This window comes from Streptomyces sp. NPDC088097 (genome assembly GCF_044741845.1).
In the GTDB taxonomy this organism is placed as follows: Bacteria; Actinomycetota; Actinomycetes; order Streptomycetales; family Streptomycetaceae; genus Streptomyces.
In genome coordinates, this window is sequence record NZ_JBIUTJ010000005.1 from 1 (window position 1) to 17,415 (window position 17,415).

General features: G+C 72.5%; 18 protein-coding genes. 6 read left to right on the top strand and 12 right to left on the bottom strand.

Annotated features, from left to right (window positions below):
• Positions 1-136: 136 nt before the first annotated feature.
• Together ACIOD1_RS17370 and codA are read right to left on the bottom strand one after the other, a co-directional pair.
• On the bottom strand, positions 137-730 hold the full coding sequence (locus ACIOD1_RS17370; protein WP_365615583.1) for an HD domain-containing protein: 594 nt from the start codon (positions 728-730) through the stop codon (positions 137-139).
• Positions 731-739: 9 nt separating this feature from the next.
• Positions 740-2,038 (bottom strand): cytosine deaminase, encoded by a 1,299-nt coding sequence (codA, locus tag ACIOD1_RS17375; protein ID WP_365615586.1) that lies wholly within the window; start codon positions 2,036-2,038, stop codon positions 740-742.
• A gap of 172 nt (positions 2,039-2,210) precedes the next feature.
• Between codA and ACIOD1_RS17380 the strand changes: the two genes are divergently transcribed.
• A complete protein-coding gene (locus ACIOD1_RS17380) occupies positions 2,211-4,037 on the top strand; it encodes a prolyl oligopeptidase family serine peptidase (RefSeq protein ID WP_401903100.1) in 1,827 nt (608 codons plus the stop codon).
• Positions 4,038-4,133: 96 nt separating this feature from the next.
• Positions 4,134-4,967, top strand: a complete 834-nt coding sequence (locus ACIOD1_RS17385; RefSeq protein ID WP_401903101.1) for an SURF1 family protein — start codon at positions 4,134-4,136, stop codon at positions 4,965-4,967.
• Here the strand turns inward: ACIOD1_RS17385 and ACIOD1_RS17390 are convergent.
• From ACIOD1_RS17390 to ACIOD1_RS17420, 7 genes are all read right to left on the bottom strand, one after another.
• The gene (locus tag ACIOD1_RS17390; RefSeq protein WP_401903104.1) at positions 4,945-6,237 is read right to left on the bottom strand and encodes a hypothetical protein; all 1,293 of its coding nucleotides are present in this window, start codon (positions 6,235-6,237) and stop codon (positions 4,945-4,947) included. The two genes, ACIOD1_RS17385 and ACIOD1_RS17390, sit on opposite strands and share 23 nt — an antisense overlap.
• Positions 6,234-6,869, bottom strand: coding sequence for a SigE family RNA polymerase sigma factor (locus ACIOD1_RS17395; protein ID WP_401903106.1), 636 nt, complete (start codon positions 6,867-6,869; stop codon positions 6,234-6,236). The genes ACIOD1_RS17390 and ACIOD1_RS17395 overlap by 4 nt, the downstream gene beginning before the upstream one ends.
• A gap of 311 nt (positions 6,870-7,180) precedes the next feature.
• Complete coding sequence (locus ACIOD1_RS17400; RefSeq protein WP_365615598.1) at positions 7,181-8,254, bottom strand: aspartate-semialdehyde dehydrogenase; 1,074 nt, start codon at positions 8,252-8,254, stop codon at positions 7,181-7,183.
• Positions 8,251-9,522 (bottom strand): aspartate kinase, encoded by a 1,272-nt coding sequence (locus ACIOD1_RS17405; RefSeq protein WP_365615601.1) that lies wholly within the window; start codon positions 9,520-9,522, stop codon positions 8,251-8,253. Before ACIOD1_RS17405 ends, ACIOD1_RS17400 begins: the two co-directional genes overlap by 4 nt.
• A 159-nt stretch (positions 9,523-9,681) precedes the next feature.
• Positions 9,682-10,329 (bottom strand): DUF5063 domain-containing protein, encoded by a 648-nt coding sequence (locus tag ACIOD1_RS17410; protein ID WP_401903108.1) that lies wholly within the window; start codon positions 10,327-10,329, stop codon positions 9,682-9,684.
• Positions 10,322-10,921 carry a recombination mediator RecR gene (gene recR / locus ACIOD1_RS17415; RefSeq protein WP_053676940.1) on the bottom strand — a complete coding sequence of 200 codons (600 nt, stop codon included), beginning with the start codon at positions 10,919-10,921 and terminating at the stop codon, positions 10,322-10,324. The genes ACIOD1_RS17410 and recR overlap by 8 nt, the downstream gene beginning before the upstream one ends.
• Positions 10,922-10,976: 55 nt before the next feature.
• On the bottom strand, positions 10,977-11,321 hold the full coding sequence (locus ACIOD1_RS17420; protein WP_365615608.1) for a YbaB/EbfC family nucleoid-associated protein: 345 nt from the start codon (positions 11,319-11,321) through the stop codon (positions 10,977-10,979).
• Positions 11,322-11,609: 288 nt separating this feature from the next.
• On the opposite strand from ACIOD1_RS17420, the gene ACIOD1_RS17425 reads away from it, so the two are divergent.
• Positions 11,610-12,341 carry an SLATT domain-containing protein gene (locus ACIOD1_RS17425; protein WP_365615611.1) on the top strand — a complete coding sequence of 244 codons (732 nt, stop codon included), beginning with the start codon at positions 11,610-11,612 and terminating at the stop codon, positions 12,339-12,341.
• A gap of 87 nt (positions 12,342-12,428) precedes the next feature.
• Here ACIOD1_RS17425 and ACIOD1_RS17430 read toward each other — a convergent pair whose 3' ends face one another.
• The 3 genes from ACIOD1_RS17430 to ACIOD1_RS17440 all read right to left on the bottom strand — a co-directional run bounded on the left by ACIOD1_RS17430 (position 12,429) and on the right by ACIOD1_RS17440 (position 15,425).
• Entirely contained in the window at positions 12,429-13,079 is a 651-nt protein-coding gene (locus tag ACIOD1_RS17430) for a hypothetical protein (RefSeq protein ID WP_365615614.1), read from the bottom strand.
• Positions 13,080-13,277: 198 nt separating this feature from the next.
• Positions 13,278-13,943 carry a GntR family transcriptional regulator gene (locus tag ACIOD1_RS17435; protein WP_365615617.1) on the bottom strand — a complete coding sequence of 222 codons (666 nt, stop codon included), beginning with the start codon at positions 13,941-13,943 and terminating at the stop codon, positions 13,278-13,280.
• Positions 13,944-14,072: 129 nt separating this feature from the next.
• Positions 14,073-15,425 carry an aspartate aminotransferase family protein gene (locus ACIOD1_RS17440; protein ID WP_365615620.1) on the bottom strand — a complete coding sequence of 451 codons (1,353 nt, stop codon included), beginning with the start codon at positions 15,423-15,425 and terminating at the stop codon, positions 14,073-14,075.
• Positions 15,426-15,652: 227 nt separating this feature from the next.
• Between ACIOD1_RS17440 and ACIOD1_RS17445 the strand changes: the two genes are divergently transcribed.
• The 3 genes from ACIOD1_RS17445 to ACIOD1_RS17455 all read left to right on the top strand — a co-directional run bounded on the left by ACIOD1_RS17445 (position 15,653) and on the right by ACIOD1_RS17455 (position 17,414).
• A complete protein-coding gene (locus tag ACIOD1_RS17445) occupies positions 15,653-16,282 on the top strand; it encodes a DJ-1/PfpI family protein (RefSeq protein WP_401903113.1) in 630 nt (209 codons plus the stop codon).
• Complete coding sequence (locus ACIOD1_RS17450; protein WP_401903115.1) at positions 16,275-16,829, top strand: MarR family winged helix-turn-helix transcriptional regulator; 555 nt, start codon at positions 16,275-16,277, stop codon at positions 16,827-16,829. Before ACIOD1_RS17445 ends, ACIOD1_RS17450 begins: the two co-directional genes overlap by 8 nt.
• Positions 16,830-16,931: 102 nt before the next feature.
• A complete protein-coding gene (locus tag ACIOD1_RS17455) occupies positions 16,932-17,414 on the top strand; it encodes a nuclear transport factor 2 family protein (RefSeq protein WP_365615626.1) in 483 nt (160 codons plus the stop codon).
• Position 17,415: the final 1 nt, after the last annotated feature.

The window sequence follows — 17,415 nt, forward strand, 5'->3', positions numbered from 1 at the left end:
GTGCATCGCAAGGCGGAGGGACGCCCGAATACTGGACGTATTCGGGCGTTCCGACAACGCGGCGAGGTGCCGTAGCCGACGCCGCGCGCCCACCACGGATTACGGGACAGCCCTTAGGACGTCTCGGGCGGGCTCGTCAGTGGTCGAGCGGGTTGGCCGCGATGCGGCCGGCCGCGCCGCTCGCCACGTACGCCGCGGCCGCGCACTTCGGCTTGCGTACGGCCTGGTCCTCCACCAGGGCGAGGAAGGCCGCGCCGAACCCGAGGCGCGGGTACTCCGCGAGCAGACCGGCGCGGAACGCCGGGTCGAAGTCGGCCACGCGCAGGCCGGACACGTCCGCGCTCGTGCCCACTTGGAGAAGATGGCTCTCCACGTCCTCGGCGGCGGTGACGTCGTCGCGCATGTGCAGCACGACGACCTCCTCCGCGCGGGCCCGCCGCTGCGGCGTCCAGCCCAGCCCGGCCGTGAACAGTCGGGCCACGTGCCCGCCCGCCTCCTCGAAGGGCAGGGTGTGGCTGTCGAAGGGCGGGGTCAGGCCCAGGTCGTGCAGCAGGGCGCTGACGTAGAGGAGTTCGGCGTCGTACGAGAGCCCGTGCACACGGGCGTACTCGGCGCCGAAGGCGTAGGAGCGGACGGAGTGGTTGAGGAGGGCGGCGTCCGCGTACTCCGAGGCGATCCCGTAGGCCGAACGGGCCGTGTCGGAATCGAGGTTGTGAAGGGTCCACGTCATGGGCGCACCCTAGATCGTCCGGGTGAAGTCCACGTCGGACGGGGGCTCCCCGGGCCAGTTGAGGCGGGTCGGCGCCGGCCGGGTCTCGGCGAGGACGCTGCCGCGCGAGACGACGTAGCGGGGCCGGACCTGGCGGCGGATCGCCTCTTCGGGCGTGGGGGCGGGCAGCAGCACGAAGGAGGCGGGGGCGCCCTGCGTGATGCCGTACTCCGAGGGCCCGAGGCCGAGCACCCGCGCCGCACGGTCCGTCACCATCGAGAAGGCCTGCGGGATCTCGTCGGCGCCGGTGAGCTGGGCGGCGTACAGACCGACCAGGGCGGTCTGGAGGGGGTTCGCGGTACCGAGGGCGTTCCAGGGGTCCATCACGTCGTCGTGGCCGAAGGCCACGTTCACCCCGGCGGCCAGCATCTCCTTGACCTGGGTGAGTCCGCGCCGCCGGGGATAGGCGTCGAAGCGGCCCTGGAGGTTGAGGTTGGCGAAGGGGTTCGAGACGAGGTTGATGCCCGAGCGCGCCAGCAGCCGCTGGAGCTTGAAGCTGTACGCGCCCCCGTAGGAGCCCATCGCCGTCGTGTGCGAGGCCGTGGCGCGCTCGCGCAGGCCGGAGCGCAGCGCGAGGGTGGCCAGCACCTCCACGAAGCGGGACTGTTCGTCGTCGATCTCGTCGCAGTGGGCGTCGAGACGCAACCCGTGTTCCTCGGCGAGCGCGAAGGCGGTGTGCAGGGAGGCCACTCCGTCCTCCCTGGTGTCCTCGAAGTGCGGGATCGCACCGACCACGTCCGCCCCGCGCCGCACCGCCTCGCGCAACAGGGCCTCGCCGTCCGGGAAGGAGACGATGCCCTCCTGCGGGAACGCCACGATCTGCAGGCTCATGATGTCCCGCACCCGGTCGCGGACCTCCAGCAGCGCGTCGAGCGCGGTGAGGGACGGGTCGGTGATGTCGCAGTGCGTACGGACGTGCAGGACGCCGTGGGCCGCCTGCCAGCGCAGCACCTCGGTGGCCCGCGCGATCACGTCCTCGCGGGTCAGGGTCCGCTTGCGCTCGCTCCAGCAGGCGATGCCCTCCCACAGGGTCCCGGAGGCGTTCGCGCGCGGTTGTCCGGCGGTCAGGGCGGTGTCGAGGTGGATGTGGGGTTCCACGAACGGGGCCGTGAGCAGACCGCCGTGCGCCTCGATCAGCACACCGGTGGCGGGCGGTTCCTTCTGGTCGTCGTGCGGGAGCACCCGCGCGATGCGGCCGTCCTCGGCGACCTCGACGTCGGACAGGCCCTGGGTGTGGGGCAGCCGGGCGCCCCGGACGATCATCCGCATGCGGTCAGCGTACGCACGCGCCCGCTTGTTTCACGTGAAACATCGAGGCGTGTGCGGGGCCGGCCCCGATCCGAAACGTCCCCGTACGTCCGGAGACGTCGCCGACGCGTCCGGAGGCGTCGGCGACGCATCCCCACGCATTGCCGGCGCGCGTACGGCAAGAATGGAGGGCATGACCAGCGACAGCGATCTGACCTCCGGCGACCACCCCGACACCCCGACCATGCCCGACTGGGAGAAGCGCTTCCGTGCCCCGCGCGTCGGGCTGCCCGAATGGGCCGAGGACGCCCCGGACCGCTCGCTCTTCGTGTCGAACGCCACCGGGACCTACGAGCTCTACGCCTGGGACCGCGCCACCGGCGACCGGCGCCAGGCCACCGACCGCCCCAACGGCACCACCGACGGCACCCTCTCCCCCGACGGCGAGTGGATCTGGTGGTTCTCCGACACCGACGGCGACGAGTTCGGCACCTGGGTGCGCCAGCCCTTCGCGGGCGGCCCCGACGAGCCCGCCACCCCGGGCCTGGAGCCCTCCTACCCGGCCGGGCTCGCGATCGGCCGCGACGGCACGGCGGTCGTGGGCCGGTCCACCGACGAGGACGGCTCGACCGTCCACGTCGTGCGCCCCGACGGCAGCGCCCCCACCGTCGTCTACCGCCACCGCGAGTCGGCCGGTGTGGGCGACCTGTCCCACGACGGGACCCTCCTCGCGATCGAGCACACCGAGCACGGCGACGCCATGCACTCGGCGCTGCGCGTGGTCACCCTCGACGGGACCACCGTGGCCGAGCTGGACGACTCGCACGGCGGCACGCAGGAGCGGGGCCTGGAAGTGCTCGGCTTCGCCCCCGTCGCCGGTGACACCCGACTGCTCGTGGGCCACCAGCGGCGCGGGCGCTGGGAGCCGATGGTGTGGGACACCGCCACCGGGGCCGAAGAGGACCTGCCGATCGAGCTGCCGGGTGACGTGAGCGCCGAGTGGTACCCGGACGGGACCGCGCTGCTCATCGCGCACAGCTTCGAGGCGCGCAGCGAGCTGTGGCGCTACGACCTGGCCGCGCGGGAACTCGTACGGGTGGACACGCCCCCGGGGTCGGTGTCGGGTGCGAGCGCCCGCCCGGACGGGACGGTGGAGTACCAGTGGTCCTCGGCGGCCGAGCCGGCCACCATCCGGTCCACGGCGGGCGGGGTCGTGCTCGACGCGCCCGGCTTCCGGCCGCCGGGCTCCGTCCCGGTGGAGGACGTGTGGGTCGAGGGCCCCGGCGGCCGGGTCCACGCCCTGGCCCAGCGGCCGGTGGGCCACGGCGAGGGCCCCTTCCCGACGATCTTCGAGATCCACGGCGGGCCCACCTGGCACGACAGCGACTCCTTCCTGGCCACCCCGGCGGCCTGGTTGGACCACGGCTTCGCGGTGGTCAGGGTCAACTACCGGGGCTCGACCGGCTACGGCCGCGAGTGGACGGACGCCCTCAAGCACCGGGTCGGCCTGATCGAGCTGGAGGACGTGTCGGCGGTCCGGGAGTGGGCCGTCGCCTCCGGCCTGGCCGACCCGGCGCGGCTCGTGCTCTCGGGCGGTTCCTGGGGCGGGTACCTCACCCTGCTCGGCCTCGGGACGCGGCCCGACGACTGGGCGGTCGGCCTGGCCGCCGTACCGGTCGCGGACTACGTGACGGCGTACCACGACGAGATGGAGGCGCTGAAGGCCCTGGACCGCACCCTCTTCGGCGGCACGCCGGAGGAGGTCCCGGACCGTTTCGCGGCCTCCTCCCCGCTGACCTACGTGGACGCGGTCAAGGCGCCCGTGCACATCGCGGCCGGGGTCAACGACCCGCGTTGCCCGATCCGGCAGATCGAGAACTACGTCGACCGGCTGGCGGCGCGCGGCGCGGTCCACGAGGTGTACCGCTACGACGCCGGGCACGGCTCGCTGGTCGTGGAGGAGCGGATCAAGCAGGTGCGGATGGATCTGGAGTTCGCGCTGAAGCACCTGCCGCGCTGAGTCCGGCATCCGGTCCGCCTCCGGGGCGCTCCTCCTGCCGGGTGGGAGCCGAGCCCCGGGGGCGGGCTTGCGGTGCGGTCCCCGTACGGTGGTGGGGTGCACCGGTTTCTCCTGACCCCGCGCTGGTGGGGGATCAACGTCTTCGTCGCGCTCGCCATCCCCTTCTGCCTGTTCATGGGGAGCTGGCAGCTCGGCCGGTTCGAGGACCGCGTCGGCAGCCACCGGGAGGCGAGCGCCGAGCGCCCCGCCGACCAGCCGGCCGCGCCGCTCGACTCCCTACTCCCGGTGGACACGGAGACCTCCGGTCGTACGGCGTCGGTGGCCGGGGAGTACGGCCGGCAACTGGTGGTCCCGGACCGGGCGCTCGACGGGAAGAACGGCTTCTACGTCCTGACCCTGCTGAAGACCGACAGCGGCAGGACCGTCCCGGTGGTGCGGGGCTGGCTGCCGGGTACGGCGGACGGGGCGCGGGTCCCGGCCCCGCCGACCGGGCGGGTCGAGGTGACCGGAGCCCTTCAGGCCTCGGAGAACTCCGGCACCAAGGGCGTGCACTCCCAGGGCGGACTGCCTCCGGGGCAGCTCGGGGTGATCGGGTCCGCCACCCTGGTCAACCTGGTGCAGGACCCGCTGTACGACGCCTGGCTGACGGTCCGGACCCCCGCCGACGGGATGGTGCCGGTACCGGCGAAGGCCCCGCTCAACACCGGACTGGACCTCAAGGCCTTCCAGAACCTCGGCTACACGGGCGAGTGGTTCGTCTTCGTCGCCTTCGTGCTCTTCATGTGGTTCCGGCTCTACCGGCGCGAGGTCGAGACCCTGCGCGACGCCGAGGCCGGGCTGCTTCCGGCGGAGGACTCCCCCGGCAACGAGCCCGAGGCCGAGCCCGCCGAGCCCGCGCCGGCCTCCGTTACGGCGCGCCCGGCGGGATGATGCCCGTCCGGTAGACCACCCCGCCGCAGGCCGTGGCGACGGTGGTCCGGGTGATCTGCGCACCCTCCGGCGGGGTGCCGGGGACGTGCGTGACGGCCACTCCGGACGGTTGCGGCGCCGCGCCGTCCTGCTGGTCCGCGGCCGCGGTTCCGGCGGCATCGCCGCCGCTCGCGCCGGCCGGGGGCTGCGCCGAACCGCCCTCGGGGGGCTTCGCCGAGGAGCCGGGCGAGGAGGCCGAACAGGATTCCGCGGACGGCACCCAGGCGAAGCGCACCTCGTACGACGTGTTGGGTTCCAGCACCAGCGTGGGCGCCTCGGTGGAGGGGTCCGGGAGCAGTCCGCTCGCCGGGTCCCCCGCCGTGTGGCCGCTCACCGTCACCGCCGGACCCGGCACGGGCGGCGGGGGCGAGCCCAGCCGGGCGGCCGTGACAGTGTCGGGGCCGGTGACGAGACAGCCCTTGGCGGAGACGTTGGTGACCTTGAAGCTGCCGTAGACCCGGCCGTCGGCCTCCGGGGACCGGGTGCCGCCGAGCACACCCAGCTGGTCGGCGGTGCATCCGGGGACTCCCTGCGCCGCCCCTCCCGCCGGGGGGAACGCGCCCGGACCCGTACCGGCCAGGGTGCCGGCGTCCGCCGTGGTGCCGGTCGGGCCCGCCGAGGTGACGTCGGACGGGGAACCACTGGCGCTCGGGGTCGGCCCGCCGGCGCCGCCCGCCGGCGCCCCCGTACCGCCGGACTTCGCCGGCGAGGGGCGTCCTTCACCGGCCCCTGTGTCGTTCTGGTGGGGGTCGGAGGAGCCGCCGCTCTTGCCGGGCTGGGTCTCGCCGTGCCCGGCCATGGCCGAGTGCCCGGTGGTGCCTTCGGGGTCCCGGCCCAGGTGGAGCGCGGCCGGGATCGCGGTGCCGGCCAGCAGCGCCGCGGCGGCCGCTCCGACGAGCGCCTGCCGTTTGCGGGCCCGGCGGGCGGGCACGGCGTGCCGCAGCCGCTCCAAAGCGCCGTGCGAGGGCTCCAGCCCTTGGACGGCTCCGGCGAACAGCCCCCGCAGGGCCTGCTCCTCGTCCGTGGCGTCGGTCCCCGAACCGGTCGTCGCGCCGATGGCCGTCGCGCCGGCCGTCCCACCGCTCGGCGTGCCGGTCGTCGCGTCCGTCGTCGCGCCGATGGAGAAGCCCGCGCCGAATCCGGGTCCCGCTCCCGATCCCGCCCTGAATCCCGACGGGCCGCCCAGCCGGTCCAGCCGGTCCAGCGGGTTCTTACGGTCTTCGTCGCTCATGACTGCGCAGCCTCCATCGCCACCCTCAGGGCGGCAATGCCCCGCGATCCGTACGCCTTGACCGAGCCGAGGGAGATCCCGAGCGTCTCGGCGACCTGGACCTCCGTCATGTCCGCGAAGTAGCGCAGCACCAACACCTCGCGCTGGCGCCGCTGGAGCCCCCGCATGCACTTGATCAGGTCGTCGCGCTCCAGCTGGTCGTACGCCCCCTCTTCCGCGCTGGCCATGTCCGGCATCGGCTTCGACAGCAGCTTGAGGCCGAGGATGCGGCGGCGCAGCGCGGAACGCGAGAGGTTGACGACGGTCTGACGGAGGTACGCCAGGGTCTTGTCCCGGTCCCGGACCCGGTTGCGGGCCGAGTGGACGCGGATGAAGGCCTCTTGGACGACGTCCTCGCAGGAGGCGGTGTCGTCGAGGAGGAGGGCGGCGAGCCCGAGGAGGGAGCGGTAGTGCGCCTGGTAGGTCGCGGTCAGGTGGTCGACCGTGGTGCCGGCGACGACCGGCTTCGCGCTCTCCGCCCCGGCCGCGTCCGCGGTCGGGGCCTCGGCCACCGGAACGGCGGCGACCTGGGTGACGGCGGCGTCCGCGCCGTCCCGGGGTCCGGGTACCCGGCCGCCGGGGGTCGCTCGCACACGGGGCGACGGCGAGGGCACGCTCGTCGGCGGAACGGGAACGATCACGGGGAAGCCGCCGAGCGCGCCTGGAAGGAGGCGCGGGGAAGCGGCGCCGGTGCGCCCGGGTACGACGGCGTAATCCAAGAGAGCCTCTGCCACGCCGGTTGGACACGCGTCCCCCCGTCAGGGTTGTACGCGCGAGGCAGAGTAACCAGCAATATTCGCATTGCCTTCATACGCACCCGCTCTTCCCGATTGCCCCAATTCATCCCGGCGGCAGTCGGGCCATCACCTTGATCAAGGGATCGCCACCGATCCTACAAAGCGAATTACGCGAATTCACCCGCGATCAGTTCCGAGATCTGCGCCGCGTTGAGGGCGGCGCCCTTGCGAAGGTTGTCCGCGCACACGAAGAACTCCAGGGACCGGGCGTCGTCGAGCGAGGCCCGCACTCGTCCCACCCAGGCGGGATCCGTCCCCGCCGCGTCCACGGGCGTGGGGAACTCCCCCACCGCCGGATCGTCGACGAGCACCACCCCGGGAGCGGCCTCCAGGATCTCCCGGGCGTGCGCCGCGTCCACCTCGCGCTCGAAACGGGCCCGGACGGTCAACGAGTGGCCGCTCACCACGGGCACCTGTACGCAGGTCACCGCGATCGGCAGCTTCTCCAGCCCGAGTATCCGACGGGTCTCCGCCCGTACGGCCAGCTCGTGCGAGGACCAACCGCCCTCGCGGAGTTCACCGGACCACGGCACCACGTTCAGCGCGAGCGGCGCGGCGAAGGGGCCGGTGTCCTCGCCCACGGCGCGGCGCACGTCCCCGGGCTGCTCGCCCAGGGTGCCCCCCGCGACCAGGGCGAGCTGCCTGCGCAGGGTCTCGATGCCGGCCCGGCCCGCCGCACCTGCGGCCTGGTACGAGGAGAGGGCCAGCTCGGCCAGCCCGTATTCGGCGTGCAGCGCGCCCACGGCGGCGATCATCGCGGCGGTGACGCAGTCCGGGCCGGCGACGATCCCGCGCGGGCGGATCCGTACGGCATGGGCGTTCACCTCGGGCACCACCAGGGGCACCTCGGGGTCCTGCCGGAAGGCGGCGGACTGGTCGACGACGACGGCTCCGCGCGCGGTGGCGACGGGGGCCCAGCGCGCCGACACCTCGGCCGGGGTCAGGAAGAGCACGATGTCGCCCCCGCCGAGGCCCTCGAAGGCGTCCTCGGAGAGGGCGATCACCTCGGTCTCCTCGCCGCGGACGACCAGCACGCGGCCGGCCGAGCGCGAGGAGGCGATCAGGCGGATGTCGCCCCAGACGTCCGCCCGCTGGGACAGGATCTGGAGCAGTACAGAGCCGACGGCTCCGGTCGCCCCGACCACGGCGAGCGCCGGGCCGGAGGACCGGGGTGGCGTCATCGCCCGGTGCCTCCGTAGACGACGGCCTCGGCGTCGGTGTCGAGTCCGAAGGCCGAGTGCACGGCGCGAACGGCCTCGTTGACGTCGTCCTGGCGGGTGACGACCGAGATGCGGATCTCGGAGGTCGAGATCAGCTCGATGTTCACGCCCGCGTCGGACAGCGCCTGGAAGAAGGAGGCGGTGACGCCCGGGTTCGTCTTCATGCCCGCGCCGACCAGGGAGATCTTGCCGATCTGGTCGTCGTAGCGCAGGGAGTCGAAGCCGATCTGACCCTTCGCCTTCTCCAGGGCGTCGATGGCCTTGTGGCCCTCGGCCTTGGGGAGGGTGAAGGAGATGTCGGTGAGGCCCGTGGAGGCCGCCGACACGTTCTGGACGATCATGTCGATGTTGATCTCGGCGTCCGCGATGGCGCGGAAGATCGCCGCGGCCTCGCCCGGCTTGTCCGGGACCCCGACGACGGTGATCTTGGCTTCGGAGACGTCGTGCGCGACTCCGGAGATGATGGCGTGCTCCACCTGCGCGTCCCCTTGCGGATTCTCGTTGCTGACCCAGGTGCCCGGCAGTCCCGAGAAGGACGACCGGACGTGGATCGGGATGTTGTAGCGGCGGGCGTACTCGACGCAGCGGTGCAGCAGCACCTTGGAACCGGAGGCCGCCAGCTCCAGCATGTCCTCGGAGGAGATCCAGTCGATCTTGCGGGCCTTCTTCACGACGCGGGGGTCCGCGGTGAAGACGCCGTCGACATCGGTGTAGATCTCGCAGACCTCGGCGTCCAGCGCCGCGGCGAGCGCGACGGCCGTGGTGTCCGAGCCGCCGCGACCCAGGGTGGTGATGTCCTTGGAGTCCGCGGACACGCCCTGGAAACCGGCGACGATGGCGATGTTGCCCTCGTCCAGCGCGGTGCGGATCCGGCCCGGCGTCACATCGATGATGCGCGCCTTGTTGTGGACGGAGTCGGTGATCACGCCTGCCTGGCTACCGGTGAACGACTGGGCCTCGTGGCCCAGGTTTTTGATCGCCATGGCCAGCAGGGCCATGGAGATCCGCTCTCCGGCGGTCAGCAGCATGTCGAATTCGCGGCCGGCAGGCATCGGGGATACCTGCTCGGCGAGATCGATCAGCTCGTCCGTCGTGTCGCCCATCGCGGAAACCACGACGACCACCTGGTGGCCGTTCTTCTTGGCGTCCACGATCCGCTTGGCAACACGCTTGATGCCTTCGGCATCGGCTACGGAGGAACCCCCGTACTTCTGCACGACAAGGCCCACGTGCGCTCCTCGCTCGGTCCGTCTCATTTCGGTGCAGTCTAACGAGCGGTCGGGATACGACCGCCTCGTACCGCATCATGAGACGAAAAGATCATTGTTCCGCCCTCGCGGTTGCCCAGCGGAGGGCTCCCGTACACCCCCCGGACACCCCCGGGCGGCTCAGGCGCGGCCGAGGCCGCCCAGTTCCTCCGCCATGACCATCCCGGCCTGCTCGGCGAGCTCCTCCTCGGTGAGGTCCTCGTCCGTGTCGAGACCGTCGAGAGCGGCCAGCGGCTGATCCAGGCGCACGTGGGCGATCAGCGACTGGAGGGCGCGCAGGGTGGCCGACGCCGTCGGACCCCAGTTGGTGAAGTACGAGAACTGCCACCACCACAGGGCCTCGGTGATCCGGCCGGCCTCGTGGTGGATGAGTCCGTGCCGCAGGTCGGCGACCACGTCGGCCAGGTCGTCGGAGATCCGGTGCGCGACCGGGGCCTTGCGCGGCTCGTACGGGTCGAAGACCTCGGAGTAGACGTCGACCGGCTCCAGCATCACGGCGAAGCGCTCGCGCAGGTCGTCCACGTCCGGCTCCGGGCCCAGGTCGGGCTCGTAGCGTTCCTCGGGCAGGACGTCCTGGTACGCGCCCAGCCGTCCGCCCGCCAGCAGCAGCTGGGAGACCTCCAGGAGGAGGAAGGGCACGGCACTGTCCGGGTCCTCGCCCTTGGCCACCTCGGCGACGGCCACGATGAAGGACCCGATCTGGTCCGCGATCGAGGCGGCGAAGTCGTCCGGATCCTGGGCCAGGGCGTGCAGCGTTGCGTCAGACATCGAGAAGTCGCCTTCCTTCAAAGGCCCGCCCGAGCGTGACCTCGTCCGCGTACTCCAGATCTCCCCCGACGGGGAGCCCGCTGGCCAGGCGGGTGACCTTGAGGCCCATGGGCTTGATCATGCGGGCGAGGTAGGTGGCGGTCGCCTCGCCCTCCAGGTTCGGGTCGGTCGCCAGGATCAGCTCGGTGACCGTCCCGTCCGCCAGTCGCGTCAGCAGCTCGCGGATGCGCAGGTCGTCCGGTCCGACGCCCTCGATCGGGCTGATCGCGCCGCCCAGGACGTGGTACTTGCCCCGGAACTCACGCGTCCGCTCGACCGCGACCACGTCCTTCGGCTCCTCGACCACGCAGATGACCGTGGTGTCGCGGCGCGGGTCGCGGCAGATGCCGCACCGCTCCTCCTGCGCCACGTTCCCGCAGACCGCGCAGAAGCGGACCTTGTCCTTGACCTCAAGCAGCGCGTGCGCGAGGCGGCGGACGTCGGTGGGCTCCGCCTGCAGGATGTGGAAGGCGATCCGCTGCGCGCTCTTGGGCCCGACGCCGGGCAGCCTGCCCAGTTCGTCGATCAGGTCCTGGACCACGCCTTCGTACAACGGACTGCCTTCTTTCGTCTTCGGGTCGGAATCGGTGCTGGGGTCGGGGCCGGGGTCAGAAGGGGAGGCCGGGGATGCCGCTGCCGCCGCCCAGGCCTTGGGCCAGCGGGCCCAGGGCCTGCTGCTGGAGCGCCTGCGCATTCTCGTTGGCCGCCTGCACCGCCGCGACCACCAGGTCGGCCAGGGTCTCCGTGTCGTCCGGATCCACGGCCTTCGGGTCGATCACCAGGGCGAGCAGCTCACCGGCACCGGTGACGGTCGCCTTGACGAGGCCGCCGCCCGCCTGGCCCTCCACCTCGGCCTGTGCCAGCTCTTCCTGGGCCGACGCGAGGTCCTGCTGCATCTTCTGGGCCTGCTGGAGCAGCTGCTGCATGTCGGGCTGACCACCACCGGGAATCACAGGTACTCACTCCACACGTCGGGTCGTACGCGACGACGACCTTCGGGAACGCTCGGTCAATCCGAGCCTACGTGCTCCCCGGGCGCCGCGCCCTACGCCGGGAGGACCAACTCTTTCGAGTGAGAGTGGGAGTGCGGGCGTGCCTGTTGAGGACCTCCCTGCGGGCGGAAAACCCGGGATTCGTCGTCCATCGCACGTCATTCGAAGGTAGGAAGACCATGGAAGAGCATGCGCACCATTGCGCACACGCGCACCACGACACGTCAGCGCAGCCAGAGGGAGTGCCGGGTGAGTCAGCCGGAGATGCAGCCCGAGGGGCCACCCCGGGATCCCGCGGAGGACGGCGACGGCGACCTCACCGGCCGGCCGTTCCCCCTCGGGGACTGGGGTGAGCCCGCCGAGCGGCTCGACGAGCTCTACCGGCGGGTGGAGGAGGACGCGCTGCGCACCGCCGAGTGGTACCTGTGCGACCGGGCGTGGAAGCGCCGCGGCGCCCGCGCCCTGCGGGTCGGCGCGGCCCTCGGCGCCGTCGCGGGCGCCGCGATGCCGCTGCTGGAGCTGACGGGCTCGGCTCCGGGCGTCGCCCCGTACGGGTACCTGTCGCTGCTGCTCGCCGCCGCCTGCATGGCCTGCGACCGGTTCTTCGGGCTGACGTCCGGGTGGATGCGGGACGTGGCGACGGCCCAGGCGGTGCAGAGGCGGCTCCAAACGCTCCAGTTCGACTGGGCCTCGGAGAACGTCCGCGAGGTGCTCGGCCCGACGGAGGGCACCGCGAGCGAGGCCGCCGAGCGCTGCCTGACGGTGCTGCGGCGGTTCTCGGAGGACGTCACGGATCTGGTGCGCTCGGAGACGGCGGACTGGATGGTGGAGTTCCGGGCCGGACCGGCGCCGCTGGTGATGCAGTCCCTGGCAGGTTCGGCGGCCCGCCCGGACGCGTACGTCCCGCCGGCCCGCTTCCCGCTCCCGCCGGGCACCCGCCCGAACATGCCGCGCCAGCGGCCCCCGGAGCAGCCGCGCTGAGCCGGGGGCGGGGCGGACGCCGCCCCCGGGCCGGCTACCGGCTCCCGCCCGCTGCCTGCTCCGGCCCGCTCCGGGTTCCGCGCCGGCTCAGCTGAAGATGATCATCGAGCCTTGGCCGAGGCTCCGGGTCGCCGCCGCGTGCAGGCCCAGCCACACGTGCCGTTCACGCGCGAAGGGGTTGTCGTCGTACGGAACCGGTCCCGCCGGTTCCTCCAGCGAGGTCGGCCGGCCGGGCGGGGCGGGGGCCGCCGGCGGATTCCCGGGGTCTATCCCGATCGCGGGCGCCACGAAGACCAGCTCCCGCAACAGCCCCTGGGCGGAACCCAGCGGTCCGCCCCCGGCCAGCAGCTCCTCGTTGGCGAGCGGAGCCGCGAAGTCCACGGGGACGTACGCCCCCGCGTGGTCGTAGTGCCACACCAGGTGCGACTGCTGGGCCGTGGGCTCGAACATCTCCAGCAGCTGCTCGTAGTCCCCGCCCAGCTCGTCCACCGGCGTCACCGGCAACCCGCAGATCTGGAGCAGGTAGGCCCGCCTCAGGAAATGCAGGGCGTCGTAGTCGAAGCCGGCCACCGGGGCGACGTCCCCGCTCAGGCCCGGCATGTAGGCGAAGACCGGCACGGACGGCAGTCCGGCCTGGCCCAGCGCTTTGTCGTACGAGGCGATCTCTTCCGCGAAGGGGTTGTCGGGGCTGTGGCACAGCACGTCGACAAGGGGGACCAGCCACAGGTCACAGGCCACGCGGGCTCCGATCAGTCGTTGCCGCCGATCGGGCAAGCGTAGTGCTCCGGACACGCTCAGCGAAGGGGTGCGCAGGGGACGGTGCCGGCGCGGGCCCGGCACGGTGGGCGTCACGGGCGGCGGCGCGGTCGGGATCCCGGTCGACGTCCCGGTCGGCGGCGCGGGTCCTCAGGGGTCCTCAGGGGTCCTCAGGGGTCCTCAGAGGCTCGCGGCCCAGTCCAGGCCGTGCTGGTTGTAGGCGCGCACGATCCGCCGCACCTCGTCCGCGTCGGCCCGCGTCACGGCCTCGACCAGCTCGTTGTGGCCGTCCCAGAGCGCGGTCCGCAGCTCGACCGCCTCTTGGAGGTGCGGGACGGAGAAGACCCAGCACTGCACGCGGATCCGGTGCAGGAACTCGGAGATGTAGGTGTTGCCGACGAGCCCGCTCAGCTCCCGCCAGAACCTCAGGTCGTAGCCGATCAGCACTTCCAGCGAGCCGCTCAGCACGGCCCGGCGGGCCTCCTCGGCCCGGCGGCGCACCGACACCAGCATCTCGCTCGCGCCGGCCGCGACCCCGCGCTCGACCATCCTGCGGAATATCCCGTCGAGTATCAGCGTCCGGGCCTCGATCATGCCCCGGAAGTCGTCGACGGAGTAGACGCGGACCCGGAAGCCCCGGTGCTGCACCGATTCCAGCAGTCCCTGCGCGGCGAGGTCGACCAGCGCCTCGCGCACCGGGGTCGCCGAGACCTCGTACTGCTCGGCGATCTGCTTGACCGTGAACTCCTTGCCGGGTGGCAGGCGGCCCGCGAGCACCTCGTCGCGCAGCGCGTCCGCGATCTGCTGCCGAAGTGTGTTGCGGGTGACAGCTCCGCTGCCTGGCATAGGGGTCCGTCTCCTCCCTGGGGCTCCTGAGATCCTGCGCAGATCTTCGGACACCTTAGGCCAGGGAGAGCGGCTGAAACCGATCGGTTGATAGCCGTTATACGGATCAACCGACCGGTATTCGGACGATCAGCCGTTGTCGGTGTGCCGGTCGGCCACCGTGAGCGCCTCGTCGAGGAGGGCCAGACCCTCCTTGACCTCGGCCTCCGTGACCGTGCACGGGGGGACGACGTGCGTCCGGTTCATGTTCACGAACGGCCAGAGGCCGGAGGCCTTGCAGGCCGCCGCGAACTCGGCCATGGGCGCGTTCGCGGCGCCGGCCGCGTTGTAGGGGACGAGCGGCTCGCGCGTCTCCTTGTTGCGTACGAGTTCCAGCGCCCAGAAGGTGCCGAGTCCACGGACCTCGCCGACGGAGGGGTGCCGTTCGGCGATCTCGGCGAGCCCGGGGCCGATCACGTCGGAGCCGATGCGGGCGGCGTTCTCGACGATGCCCTCCTCCTCCATCGCCCGGATCGTGGCGACGGCGGCGGCGCAGGCGAGCGGGTGACCGGAGTAGGTCAGTCCGCCCGGGTAGGGGCGCGTGGCGAAGGTCTCGGCGATCGCGTCCGAGATCGCGACTCCGCCGAGGGGCACGTACCCGCTGTTGACGCCCTTGGCGAAGGTGATCAGGTCGGGGGTGACGTCCCAGTGCTCGACGGCGAACCACTTGCCGGTGCGGCCGAAGCCCGACATGACCTCGTCGAGGATGAAGACGATCCCGTGGCGGTCGCAGAGCTCGCGCACGCCGGCCAGGTAGCCGGGGGGCGGGCTCATGATCCCGGCGGTGCCGGGCACCGACTCCAGGATGATCGCGGCGACGGTCTGCGGGCCCTCGAAGGCGAGGGTGTCGGCGAGGTGCGCGAGGGCGCGTGCGCACTCCTCGGCCTCGGTCGTCGCGTGGAAGGGCGAGCGGTAGAGGAACGGGCCCCAGAAGTGCACGACGCCGGCCGAGGCGGTGTCGGAGGGCCAGCGGCGCGGGTCGCCGGTGAGGTTGATCGCGGCGGAGGTGGCGCCGTGGTACGAGCGGTAGGTCGAGAGCACCTTCTGACGGCCGGTGTGCAGCCGGGCCATCCGTACGGCGTTCTCGACGGCCTCGGCGCCGCCGTTGGTGAAGAAGATCCTGTCGAGGTCGCCCGGGGTCCGCTCGGCGATGAGGCGTGCGGCCTCGGAGCGGACGTCGACGGCGAAGCCGGGCGCGAGGGTGCAGAGCTTGGCGGCCTGCTCCTGGACGGCGGCGACGACCTTGGGGTGCTGGTGGCCGATGTTGGTGTTCACCAGCTGGGAGGAGAAGTCGAGGAAGCGGTTCCCGTCGTAGTCCCAGAAGTACGAGCCCTCGGCCCCGGCGACGGCCAGCGGGTCGATCAGGGCCTGGGCGGACCACGAGTGGAAGACGTGAGCGCGGTCGGCGGCCTTGACGGTCGCGCCGGTGACATGAGGGGTCATGCCGTCACGCTAGAAGTGCGCAGGTGGGGAGGGATATCGGCGGACTGTATGGGGGTGGGGGGCCGCCCTCGGCAGTCTGTCGGGCGACCTTCGGGGGTGGCGGGTTGAACCCATTGACAGTGTGCTGTCTTGTTGACAGCCTGTTGTCGTAGTCGCGATGTGCGCCGGAGAGCCTGCGGAGCGCGTCGTTCCGAACCCGAGAACCGGCACCATCGGAGGCGAGCACCATGAGCGAGACCCCCCGCAAGCCCGTCCACCTCGCGGTCTACGACACGTACGCGGACTGGGAGACCGGCCACACCACCGCGCACCTCACCCAGCGCGGCCACGAGGTCCGCACGGTCGGCCTCGACGCGGGAAAGCCGGTCACCACCATGGGCGGCGTCCGCATCCTGCCCGACCTCTCCCTGGCCGACCTGCGCCCCGAGGACTCCGCCCTGCTGATCCTCACGGGCGCCGAGCTGTGGGACTCGGGCGAGGAACTGGCCCCCTTCGCGGCCGCGGCGGGCGCCTTCCTGGCGGCGGGCGTGCCGGTCGCGGCGATCTGCGGGGCCACGGCGGGACTGGCCCGCGCGGGGCTGCTCGACGACCGACCGCACACGAGCGGGGCCTCCTTCTACCTGGCCGGTCAGCCGGGCTACGGGGGCGCCGGCCGGTACGTGGAGGCCGACGCGGTCACGTCGGGCGACCTGATCACGGCGGGGCCGACCGAGCCGGTGGCGTTCGCCCGGGAGGTGTTCACCCGCCTCGACGTCTACGCGCCGGAGGTGGTGGACGCGTGGTACCGGCTCTTCCACGACTCGGACGTGAGCGCGTACCCGGTCCTCATGGAGGCGGCGGAGGCGGGAAATGCCTGATCCGGAGGACGAGCGGGAGGGGGACTCGCCGGGGGCTGCGGAGACTGCGGCCGGTCCGGGGGATGCGGCTGCGGCTGCGGCCGGTCCGGGGGATGCGCGCGAACGGCAGGACCTGCTGAGTCGTACCGCGCTCGGCGTGTTCCAGCTGAACGGCAGGTTCCTCGCGGTCTCGGAGGAACTGGCGCGCCCGGCCGGGTTGACGGCGGCCTGGTGGCAGGTGCTGGGCGCGGTGGTGGCGGAGCCCTTGCCTGTGGCCGGCATCGCCCGGTCCATGGGGATCACCCGGCAGAGCGTGCAGCGCGTCGCGGACCTGCTGGCCGCCAAGGGGCTCGCCGAGTACCTCCCCAACCCGGCCCACCGCCGCGCGAAACTGCTCCGGCCGACGGAGGCGGGGCGGGCCGCGATGGCCCGCATCGATCCGGGCCACTCCGCGCTGGCGGCCGCCCTGGCGGAGGAGCTGGGCGAAGAGGCCTTCGCGGAGACGGCCCGGACACTGGAGCGCCTGTGCCAGGCCCTGAACGCCTTGGAAGCCCGTCCCCTGCCGTGACCCGGTCCGCCCCGCGACACTCCCGCAGCCGATTGTGTCGAAGTCAATAAGCCTGCAAGCAAAGCTTGTTGCGCGGGAGGGCCCCGTCGCACACTGCCGCACATGGAGCCGTTGAAGGTAGTGGCACAGCTGTGGGAGCGGATCGAGGCACGCGACTGGGGCGGCGTCGCCGGGCTCGTCGCCGAGGACGCGGTCATCGAATGGCCGGTCAGCGGCGAGCGGATCGTGGGGCGGGCCAACTTCATCGCCGTGCTGAGCGACGAGGACGACGGCACGGACGCCGGCCCGGGCCCGGACGGCGCCGTCGGCACTGCCGGCACCGTCGGCGCTCCCGGCACCGTCGGCGTCGAGAGGTCCATCGGCTCGGTCGAGGTCCTGCGGATCCTCGCGGACGGAGACCTCGTCGTCACCGAGGTGGAGATCCCCGAGGACCACGTCCTCTACCGGGCCGTCTCCCTGTGGACCGTCCGGGACGGGGTGATCGTCGGTGCGCGGGAGTACTGGACGAGCCCCGGACAGGACCCCGCGCCACGCTGGCGGGCGGGCTACGTCGAGCCCCTGGCCGAACCCCTGGTGGCAGACTGAC